Annotated in this window: 9 protein-coding genes; 3 read left to right on the top strand and 6 right to left on the bottom strand. The window is 44.1% G+C overall.

Annotated features, from left to right (window positions below; translation table 11 throughout):
• Positions 1-102: 102 nt before the first annotated feature.
• The 5 genes from ACRN9H_RS19270 to hemA all read right to left on the bottom strand — a co-directional run bounded on the left by ACRN9H_RS19270 (position 103) and on the right by hemA (position 4,829).
• Complete coding sequence (locus ACRN9H_RS19270; protein WP_432315824.1) at positions 103-801, bottom strand: hypothetical protein; 699 nt, start codon at positions 799-801, stop codon at positions 103-105.
• 8 nt (positions 802-809) lie between these two features.
• A complete protein-coding gene (locus ACRN9H_RS19265; RefSeq protein ID WP_432315822.1) occupies positions 810-1,202 on the bottom strand; it encodes a hypothetical protein in 393 nt (130 codons plus the stop codon).
• A 419-nt stretch (positions 1,203-1,621) separates the two neighbouring features.
• Complete coding sequence (gene prmC / locus ACRN9H_RS19260; protein WP_432315820.1) at positions 1,622-2,470, bottom strand: peptide chain release factor N(5)-glutamine methyltransferase; 849 nt, start codon at positions 2,468-2,470, stop codon at positions 1,622-1,624.
• Between the two features lie 2 nt (positions 2,471-2,472).
• Entirely contained in the window at positions 2,473-3,564 is a 1,092-nt protein-coding gene (gene prfA / locus ACRN9H_RS19255; protein ID WP_220773760.1) for a peptide chain release factor 1, read from the bottom strand.
• A gap of 14 nt (positions 3,565-3,578) precedes the next feature.
• On the bottom strand, positions 3,579-4,829 hold the full coding sequence (gene hemA / locus ACRN9H_RS19250) for a glutamyl-tRNA reductase (protein ID WP_432315818.1): 1,251 nt from the start codon (positions 4,827-4,829) through the stop codon (positions 3,579-3,581).
• A gap of 253 nt (positions 4,830-5,082) precedes the next feature.
• Here hemA and lolB point away from each other — a divergent pair, with 253 nt between their 5' ends.
• The 3 genes from lolB (at position 5,083) to ACRN9H_RS19235 (ending at position 7,642) form a co-directional block, all read left to right on the top strand.
• On the top strand, positions 5,083-5,727 hold the full coding sequence (lolB, locus tag ACRN9H_RS19245) for a lipoprotein insertase outer membrane protein LolB (RefSeq protein ID WP_432315816.1): 645 nt from the start codon (positions 5,083-5,085) through the stop codon (positions 5,725-5,727).
• Between the two features lies 1 nt (position 5,728).
• The gene (gene ispE / locus ACRN9H_RS19240) at positions 5,729-6,583 is read left to right on the top strand and encodes a 4-(cytidine 5'-diphospho)-2-C-methyl-D-erythritol kinase (protein ID WP_432315814.1); all 855 of its coding nucleotides are present in this window, start codon (positions 5,729-5,731) and stop codon (positions 6,581-6,583) included.
• A 111-nt stretch (positions 6,584-6,694) separates the two neighbouring features.
• Positions 6,695-7,642: a ribose-phosphate pyrophosphokinase gene (locus ACRN9H_RS19235; RefSeq protein WP_220773756.1), complete on the top strand. Its 948-nt coding sequence runs from the start codon at positions 6,695-6,697 to the stop codon at positions 7,640-7,642.
• A 164-nt stretch (positions 7,643-7,806) separates the two neighbouring features.
• On the opposite strand, the gene ACRN9H_RS19230 is transcribed toward ACRN9H_RS19235, so the two are convergent.
• Complete coding sequence (locus ACRN9H_RS19230) at positions 7,807-9,669, bottom strand: methyl-accepting chemotaxis protein (RefSeq protein WP_432315812.1); 1,863 nt, start codon at positions 9,667-9,669, stop codon at positions 7,807-7,809.
• Positions 9,670-10,171 lie beyond the last annotated feature (502 nt).

The following is a 10,171-nucleotide window of genomic DNA, read 5'->3' as shown; positions in this document are numbered from 1 at the left end:
CCTTTTAGAGCAGCATCCGCTAAAAGCCAGTAAACCAACCAAGATAAGAAAGGCAGCATGGAATGACGATTTTAGGCGCGAGATTTTCTTTGGTTAAGAGATTTAACAAAGCTTAATCCCGCCCTGGCTTTGGCTTGGTCTGTATTTTCGCCAACTCCATTCTTCATCAATTAGGATAATATTAGTTATACCAAAACGGTGCATATCTTTCAGTGAATAATCCCAACCGTCTTTGTTTTGCCCGAATAAGAATAATATATGATCGAAGACGTTTTTATTTATTTGACCATAAACGGTAATAAGATTATCAACACCAAACCTGTCGAGTAACATGGTTTCTTTCATCCTAATTGGAGTCAGATAACTGGATTGAAAGTCTTTCGGCAAATCATCAGTGTCCCAGCTTTGCTGCCAAGCGCTTCCATGCCATATCAATACGGAGTTTTTTCTAAGGTATTTTTTATTTCCCGCTGGAAAGACATAGTTTGCGCATGAGGAAGCGCAAATATTAGATACCTCAATATCTAAATTATTATCTTTCACCCAACTTCCTAGCTCCATTCCTAGACTAATATCGCCGTCCTGACTAGATATAATGAGTTTATCCGGCTTTATTTCCGCCTGCATAAATGATTTAAAAATAATCGTATTTGATATCTGGGTAATTTGACCTTGATAAATGAGCTCATCATTCATTATACCAACGAAAGACTCTTCCTTTGGTGTTATTGTCTGATTGTTTTTCGATGTACAGGCGTTCAGTCCTAGTATGAGAATTAAGACTAAAACTAAAACTTTCATATCACTTCCTACAGCGATTTTGCGTCAACATTGTTAGGGAAAAGTTGTTTATTAATCTCTTCAGCATTTTTGACCGAATCAATTAAAAGCCTTCTATATTCAAAAAGAGCTAATACACTTTTCTGTTCATCACTGCTTAATTTTGTTTCAGATGCCGTTATGAAGGGTTCACCGTGAGCATCATCTTTGTTGACCACAGTGAATTTTCTTGAAGCTTTATTTACAAAATCAACAACAACTACATTATTGGTTCCATATTTAATCAGCCCTTCTGTTGCGGCTATTTGCATTGCAGAAGCAGAGCAATCATTGCATACAATTGTTTCAGTAATAGCGTGACTCGGTGAAGGGAAAATTAATTGGATAAACAATAATATGCAGCATAAAAATATTTTTTGCATGACTAACACTCCATGTGTTTTACCTAATCCCGATGCCGCAGTCGACATTGATTACAGCAAAAAATAATTACATAAAATGCAACAAATAACAATCATAAAATCAACATTTAAAAGGTGTAATTTCGGTGAGTAATTAAGGTGTATGCGAAAATTAAGTACTAGCTATATAAATACGCCTTGGCAGAATGGATGCCCTTGTCGAGCCTATAAAGATATTTCTTAAAAAAACAGACCGCGTGCAACAGAAATAACATGTTTAATATCGAGATAATAAGTAAGAAATAATCTGAGATCCCCAAATTATCATCCGACATCATAGCTTAGGTATTTATCTAGAAAACAAAAACGCCATTGACAATAACCAATGGCGTTAGTTAAATCGGTATAACTGGGTAAATATCTTCACTTAAAGCAGCGGGTTATTCCGCCCATTTACCCATAGTACATCTGTCGTTACTGCCAAAGTCTCGCACTGTAGCGACATTCTCGTAGCCCAGTTCGATAAGTTTTGCTCTGAGGCGTACCGCCTGCTCAAAACCATGTTCGAGTAAGATATAACCGTTAGGTTTTAAGTAATCTCGGGCGGTGTTGGCAATATAGTAAAGATCGGCAAAACCTTCCTCAGCGGCGGTTAACGCGCTTTGGGGTTCAAAACGCACGTCACCTTGGTGTAAGTGTTCATCAGCTTCGTCAATATAGGGCGGGTTTGAAACAATTAAATCAAAATCCCGCGATTTCACCGCGCTAAACCAATCACTTTGAAGAATTTCAACCTGTGGTAACTTTAAGTTTTCGCGGTTTGCGATAGCCAAAGCGACGGCATCGTCAACTTTATCAACGGCGGTGATTTCCCATGATTCACGCTCAGATGCCAACGCCAGCGCAATGGCTCCGGTGCCAGTACCTAAGTCGAGCACTTTGGCATAGGTAGAAAGCGGCATATTTAATGCGGTTTCTACTAAAATTTCAGTGTCAGGCCGCGGGATCAACGTGGTGTCGTTAACGATAAATGGCAAAGACCAAAATTCGCGCTCGCCAACAATATGCGCCACAGGTACACCTTTTTGGCGTTTTAGCACCATTTGCTGAAAGCGTTTCCACTGCTCAACTGTCAGGGATTTTTCAGGCCAAGTGTATAAATAACCGCGGCTTTTATTGAGGCAATACAGTAACAAAACCTCTGCATCCAGATGAGCGGATTCAGAGGTTGTCGCTAACTGTACATAAGCCCATTGCAGGGCTTCGGCAATGCTAGATTGATCTGACAAAGTTACCCCTGTTCGCCAGCCAGAGCGGCTAGCTGATCGGCTTGATGCTCTTGCATCAGAGGCAATAAAATAGCATCGAGGTCGCCTTCCATCACTTCGTTTAAGCGATATAAGGTTAAGTTGATGCGGTGTTCACTCACGCGACCTTGCGGAAAGTTGTAAGTACGCACACGTTCGGAGCGATCGCCACTGGCAACCAGACTACGACGGGTCGATTCTTCCGCGCTACGGCGCTTTTCGTCTTCAATTGCTTGAATACGAGCAGCCAGTACACTCATGGCTTGAGCACGGTTTTTGTGTTGCGAACGCTGATCTTGGCATTCCACCACAAGTCCTGTCGGAATATGGGTAATACGAATAGCTGAGTCAGTTTTGTTAACGTGCTGACCACCCGCGCCCGATGAGCGGAAAGTATCCACTTTTAGATCGGCAGGGTTGATTGAAATCGCTTCAGCTTCAGGCACTTCATGTAATACCACAACGGTTACCGCTGATGTATGTACACGACCTTGAGATTCAGTTTCAGGCACACGTTGTACGCGGTGACCGCCTGACTCGAATTTGAGTTTACCGTAAACGCCATCACCACTGACTTTCATTATGACTTCTTTAAAGCCACCATGTTCGCCTTCGTTGCTGCTCATGATCTCAACCTGCCAGCGATTAGCTTCGGCATAACGGCTATACATGCGGAATAAGTCACCGGCGAAAATCGCCGCTTCGTCACCACCAGCGCCAGCACGAATTTCAACGAACGCATTTTTATCGTCGTCGGGGTCTTTTGGCAGTAATAAAATTTGCAGCTCGCCTTCCAGATGCTCGAGTTTGGCCTTGGCGGCTTTCATCTCTTCCTGCGCCATTTCGCGCATTTCAGCATCGTCTTCTTCCAGCATTTCTTTCGCTGAATCAAGGTCGGCTTGTGCTTGCTGATAGGCTTTAAAGCCTGCAACCACATCTTCTAACTGGGCATATTCTTTCGATAATGCACGAAACCTGTCTTGATCAGCAATGACGCTAGCGTCACCCAGCAAAGCCATGACTTCTTCATTACGCTCGAGCAAGCCTTCTAGCTTGCGGATAACGGATTCATTCATTTAACTCGCGAACCTTAGTGTTTATCTAATCCAAGCGCTGATCTTAACTGACCGAGAGTATTCAAATCGCCCTGACGACTGGCGGCCGTAAGGGCCTGTGTCGGTGCGTGGATAAGTTTGTTAGTCAGGCGATTGGCTAGTTCAATCAATACCTGTTCAGCATCAGAACCCTGCGCTAGTTTATTCAGGGCTCGCTCCACTAACTCATCTTTTACCGCCATGCTCTGGCTGCGATACTCGCGAATACTATCGACCGACTCTAAAGAACGGATCCAATCCATAAACAAAAAAGATTGTTCTTCAGTAATTACTTCAGCTTGCTCGGCGGCTTCTTTTCGAGAAGCCATATTCTGTTCAATAATGCTATGCAGGTCGTCCACTGTATACAGATATGCATCGTCCAAATCAGCAACTTCCGCCTCAATATCGCGGGGAACTGCTATATCAACCAATAACATAGGTTGATGACGACGCTGCTTTAGCGCTTTTTCGACCATGCCCTTACCTAAGATAGGCAGCGGGCTGGCGGTAGAGGATATCACGATATCGGCTTTGGGGAGATAATCTGGTATCTGCGCCAGTGTAATTGCTGTTGCGCCAAACTCCTCACACATGCCTTGGGCACGTTCTAACGTCCGGTTTGCTACGACCATTGACGCCACGCCGTTGTCTTTAAGATGCTTCGCAACCAACTCTATAGTTTCACCCGCACCAATCAACAGCACTTTCGTGGTCGATATCGACGAGAAAATATGTTTCGCCATGCTTACCGCGGCAAATGCCACAGACACTGCGGCGGCGCCAATTTCAGTGTCAGTGCGGACTTTCTTAGCGACTGAAAAAGTATTTTGGAAAAGTCTATCTATGGTTAAAGCAACCGTACCTGCTTCTTTCGCCTTCACGAACGCTTGCTTTACTTGGCCAAGAATTTGCGGCTCACCTAAGATTAGCGAATCAAGCCCTGATGCCACGCGCATCAAATGCCTTACTGCTTCTTGACCGTGGTAATTATACAGGCAAGGCGCCACGTCCTCATGATTTAGGCCATGATATTCTTCAAGCCAAGCAATAATGTCAGCCTCATCGCCGTTGTTGCAATACAACTCAGTGCGATTACAGGTAGAGACAATAACGGCTTCACCCGAGCGCGTACGACTGGCCAGACTCTTCATGGCATCATGAATTTTGTCCGGAGAGAAGGCAACTTTCTCGCGCAGGTCTACCGTGGCTGTTTTGTGGTTTATACCAATTGCTACTAGGCTCATCTGACTCTTTCTAGATTCTTGGCGACTCTCTTAATAAGACCATTCTACTTAATTGGCCCAACTAAAAACAGAATACGCTTAACAAAACCGAATAATGGTCTAACTTCTTACCTAAATTTCTTATTAATCATAGGTAAGGCAGGATTTGTCCCAAAGGAGTAAATCGAAGTGACCGCCGATGGAAATTTTACGTTTGGCATTGGTATTATTGCCAAGCCCTCGTATCATAAGGACTTTGGTATATCAGTCATAGATGAATAATTTGAAGCGTCTCACAAAATCTATTTTCTCTTGCATCGTCTTGAGCAGCTTACTGTTTTTAGGCGCTTGCCAAAGCCTGCCGCCTGCGAACGATTTACAGCCGATTAACGTAACGGATGCTCGCCAAGCCAAAGCGTGGGAATTGCAAGGCAAATTGGCCATAAAAACCCCTGACGACAAACTCAGCGCCAATATCTACTGGCGCCATAGTGAAAATGGCGATGCACTCACGCTCACAACTATGCTAGGTACAACGGTGTTGACGCTTAACTCAACGCCCAACTCAGCGCATTTACACATTGATGGCAAAGATTTTCGCGACGATAACGCCCAGCGTTTACTTGAGCGCGTTAGCGGCTGGTCGATTCCGTTAGCCGATTTACCACTGTGGATCATCGGCCAAGTTGGCCCCAATGATCAGGTCATCGAAAGTGACAGCCAAGGTAAACCTAAACTGCTAACCAATACTCAAACTCCACCGCCTTGGCTAGTCACATTTTTAAGCTGGCAATTCCAAAGTGGCGCCAACGTGCCCCACCAATTAAAGCTTGATCGCGGCGACTTACAACTCAAACTACAACTTAATCAATGGCAAGCACTTGGCAAAACCGTAAGAGTCGCTGGAGAACAACCTTAATATGTCAGCTGTCATTTCTCGTAACTGGCCCGCACCAGCCAAACTCAACTTGTTTTTACACGTTAATGGCCGCCGCAAGGACGGCTATCACGAACTGCAAACGCTGTTTCAGTTTATTGATTGCTGCGACATGCTCGATTTTAGCGTCACTGACACCACAGAATTGGTGTTGCATTCTAATATCTCTGGCGTTGTCGCTGACAGCGATAACTTAATTCTGCGAGCCGCAAAATCATTGCAACAAGCCACAGGCTTTACTGGCGGCGCTGAAATCTGGTTAGATAAACGTCTACCTATGGGCGGCGGTTTAGGTGGCGGCTCGTCGGATGCGGCAACCACATTAGTGGCGTTAAACAAGTTATGGAATACGCAATTATCCGCTGAACAACTAGCTCAAATAGGCCTTAAACTGGGTGCCGATATTCCTGTTTTTATTCATGGTTTTGCCGCTTTTGCTGAGGGTGTGGGTGAGCGTTTACACGCTGTGAATCCAAGTGAACTTTGGTACCTAGTTATCGCCCCCGATGCCCATGTTTCTACTGCAGAAGTGTTCCTAGATCCACTTCTACCGCGCGCTACCCCCAAATTGGCCATAGATACTTTAATGAGCCAACCTTGGGCAAATGATTGTCAAAAACTGGTCGTTTCTAAATACCCTCAAGTTGCCAAGGCATTAGGCTGGCTGCTAGAATATGCGCCGTCGAGAATGACCGGAACAGGCGCATGCGTGTTTGGGGAATTCACACAACAGCAACAAGCTCTCGCAGCTTTGGCGAATTTACCGTCTGATATGCAAGGATTTGTTGCAAAAGGGATGAATCGTTCGCCGCTCATGGCGCGACTGAATCATCCGTAAACTACTTTCTTCTAGCGTAACATCTATACGATAACGCCTCGGGTTCCTCCCGTCCCACATCGTCGTTACGCTAGCCACTAAAATATAAAGCAAACGCCTGAGGTTTATACAGTGCCCGACATCAAGCTCTTTGCTGGGAACGCCACCCCCAGTCTCGCTAGAAAGATAGCCGATCGTCTATTTTGCAAACTCGGAGACGCAGTGGTTGGTCGTTTCAGCGATGGTGAAATCAGTGTCCAAATTAACGAAAATGTACGTGGTGCCGATGTGTTCATCATCCAATCTACTTGCGCGCCGACAAACGACAACCTGATGGAACTCATCGTGATGGTTGACGCGCTGCGCCGTGCATCTGCTGGCCGTATCACCGCAGTGATTCCTTACTTTGGTTATGCTCGTCAAGACCGTCGTGTTCGTAGTGCACGTGTACCTATTACCGCTAAAGTTGTTGCCGATTTCTTGTCTAGCGTGGGTGTTGACCGCGTTTTGACCTGTGACCTGCACGCTGAGCAAATCCAAGGCTTCTTTGATGTTCCCGTTGATAACGTATTCGGTAGCCCTGTGCTGCTAGAAGATATGTTGGCGAAGAACTTAGATAACCCTGTGGTTGTTTCTCCTGATATCGGTGGTGTTGTTCGCGCTCGCGCAGTAGCAAAACTGTTGGATGATTCTGATTTAGCTATTATTGATAAACGTCGCCCACAGGCAAACGTTGCTCAAGTAATGCATATCATTGGGGATGTTCAAGGCCGTGACTGCATTATCGTTGACGATATGATCGACACAGGCGGCACTCTGTGTAAAGCGGCTGAAGCCTTGAAAGAACATGGTGCAAACCGCGTATTTGCCTACGCAACTCACCCTGTATTCTCAGGCAATGCGGCTGAAAATATCGCTAACTCAGTGATTGACGAAGTGATTGTGACCGACACTGTCCCTCTAAGCGCTGAAATGCTGAAAGTGGCTAAAGTAACGCAGTTAACTATGTCAGCAGTACTGGCAGAGGCGATTCGTCGCGTGAGCAACGAAGAGTCAATCTCTGCAATGTTCCGTCACTAATCGTTATAAACTGATTTAGGTTATTTCAATACAGCGAATTTAGTGGGCTGTGTGGCCATAACCCGTCAGACAAAAAACGCACTCTTATGAGTGCGTTTTTTTTATTGTTTTTTATGCGAATCGCTTTAATGTAAACCGTTTTTTATGCTCGTCGTTTTAATGTACTAGATTTTAAAGTTACTCACAGCGCGGAATAAAAACTCCGCCTGCGCTTTAAGATCATCCGACGCATTTGCATTCGCAGCAGCGGCATGTGATGACTCCTCAGCAATATCTCTGATCACTACCACGTTCTTACTCACTTCGGCAGCAACCATACTTTGCTCTTCAATCGCCGCCGCAATTTGAGTGCTCATGTCCATGATATTACGCACGTCTGTATTGATAAGTTTTAATAATGCTCCCGCACTCGCGGCTTGCTGCGTACTCTCTTCGCCTTGCTTTTGGCTCGACTCCATTAACTGCACAATCGAGCGGGTACGAGTCTGCAGCGTTTGAATTATGCTAGCAATCTCTTGAGTTGATGATTGCGTGCGCATCGCTAAATTACGTACTTCATCAGCAACAACGGCAAAACCACGGCCCTGCTCACCCGCTCGCGCTGCTTCAATCGCAGCATTTAAGGCCAAGAGATTAGTCTGCTCGGCAATACCGCGGATCACATCTAATACGCTACCGATTGTTTCACTGTCACGCTCTAATTCATTCACTACTGTTGCCGAACTATTTAGCTGTTCTGCAAGCGACTGAATTTTATGAATCGTTTGCTCGACCTCCAGTTGACCACTTTGCGCATTATCATGGGTTTGACTCGCTTTAGATGCAGCTAATTCGGTTGTTTTAGCAATTTCCTCAATAGTAGCGCCCATTTCAGTTATCGCTGTTGCAACCATATCGGTCTCATTAAGCTGCTTGCCAACTCCTTGGGAGGCGAGCTCAGCATTTTCAGACACACGTTTACAGGAAGTATTGATAGTTTCTACAGAATCGATCACTTGCTCGATAAGATGTTGGAAACTACTCACCATACTATTGAAATGTTGCGCAATTTCGCCAAGTTCGTCTTGCGTGGAAGCATCGCACCTCAATGTCAGATCTTTACTCACTTCGATACGAGCTATAATCTGCGTGATACGTGCAACCGGCGCGATAATACTGCGGATAATCAAGTAAGTAATGATTGATAGTAGTAACGCAATAAATATGAACACAGTAATACCGATATTAACGCTACTACTCTCAGCATCATAAATAGCCTTAAGCGCTAGATTATGTAAGTCATTCGCACTGCTTTCAGTTTGTAGGTTTGCAGCTAAGACCCGCGCCATAGTACCGTCATTATCGGTCAAACCAAGCTGCTGCTCTTTATTAATTAAGCTTTTGAAATCCTTTTGATATTGAGTAATAAGATCTTCAATTTTCTGTTGAGTATTAATATCAATACTCGAGGCATGAAGCTTGTCATTGAACTTACCAATATTGGTGTCGAAGGTTTCAACATAGCTTAGCTCACGACGCAGCATAAAATCTTTTTCGTTACGCCTCAGTTGCAGCATAGCGGCTTCGAGTGCGGGCTGATCAAATTCCTTGAGTAGCGTTTCAACGTTATGCACCGCAGCTCGTAATGTGCCGTACAAACCCGTTTTAGGTGTTAAACCAATCTCTTGTTGTAGCTGCACCACTTCAGAGAAAGCGGTTTGATACTGATTTAAATTATGGTCAAAACTTTCAAGTGAGGCAGTCGACACCTCATATTCTTTAAAGACTTTCTCTAACTCAGGGACAATACTGTCGATTGCCATGTGGCTTTGCTTATGCAGCTCGACATATTTTAAATCCTTGCGAGCAAAAAAATCCTTTTCATTTTTACGCAAAATTAAGACGTCGCGCTCTAACTCAAGCACACTTTGAGCCGCTTTGGAAAGTTCCGATTTCACCGAATTTGAATGGAGTTGTAAGCCAAACATGGCAATTAGTGCCGAAATCGACACGGCAGCACTGAGTAACAACTTTGAGCGGATTAGCATAAAATGCCTCGATTGAATAATCTATATTAAAAAATAGTTGGGAGCAGGCCTTTAACAGCGCATATATATCAATATGTTAATAGTTAATATTTGATTTTTTGTCGATTTATGTTCCTATATTAATCTACCAGACCATTTTAGCGGTTCACTCACGTCATACATAACATCTTTCTATAACATTCTGCTTTAATAAACTCATAAACACTTTTGCCACAACCAGCCTGTCGAACTTTATCCAGACTTATTCAATGAGTTAAATAAAATAAATTCAGATTGAAATGCATTTTACTCCAAATAATTAAAATGTTATGCGGTAATATTTATCGTTCTAAATCTTTTGTCTATTGACTACGGTAAAACGACAACACTCCATTATTCAGGGCGGGATCATACTTTGTTACAGTAGGGAACTTCTTCGTATCTGCATGATCTGATCGGACATGTTATTCTACTGAGCCTAATCCATGTCTTTATTTGAACACTTGAAACTCATCGAAGACCC

The sequence above is a fragment of the Shewanella sp. MF08487 genome (assembly GCF_050848685.1).
Lineage (GTDB): Bacteria > Pseudomonadota > Gammaproteobacteria > Enterobacterales > Shewanellaceae > Shewanella > Shewanella glacialipiscicola.
Note: the sequence above shows the minus strand (reverse complement) of the source record. Positions and strands in the feature narration are given on the sequence as shown.

What these genes read in the sequence shown, in the direction of transcription:
- ACRN9H_RS19265 (WP_432315822.1), bottom strand. Translation starts at nt 1,202, where the DNA reads ATGCAAAAAATATTTTTATGCTGCATATTATTGTTTATCCAATTAATT.
- ACRN9H_RS19230 (WP_432315812.1), bottom strand. Translation starts at nt 9,669, where the DNA reads ATGCTAATCCGCTCAAAGTTGTTACTCAGTGCTGCCGTGTCGATTTCG.
- lolB (WP_432315816.1), top strand. Translation starts at nt 5,083, where the DNA reads ATGAATAATTTGAAGCGTCTCACAAAATCTATTTTCTCTTGCATCGTC.
- prfA (WP_220773760.1), bottom strand. Translation starts at nt 3,564, where the DNA reads ATGAATGAATCCGTTATCCGCAAGCTAGAAGGCTTGCTCGAGCGTAAT.
- ACRN9H_RS19270 (WP_432315824.1), bottom strand. Translation starts at nt 801, where the DNA reads ATGAAAGTTTTAGTTTTAGTCTTAATTCTCATACTAGGACTGAACGCC.
- hemA (WP_432315818.1), bottom strand. Translation starts at nt 4,829, where the DNA reads ATGAGCCTAGTAGCAATTGGTATAAACCACAAAACAGCCACGGTAGAC.
- ispE (WP_432315814.1), top strand. Translation starts at nt 5,729, where the DNA reads ATGTCAGCTGTCATTTCTCGTAACTGGCCCGCACCAGCCAAACTCAAC.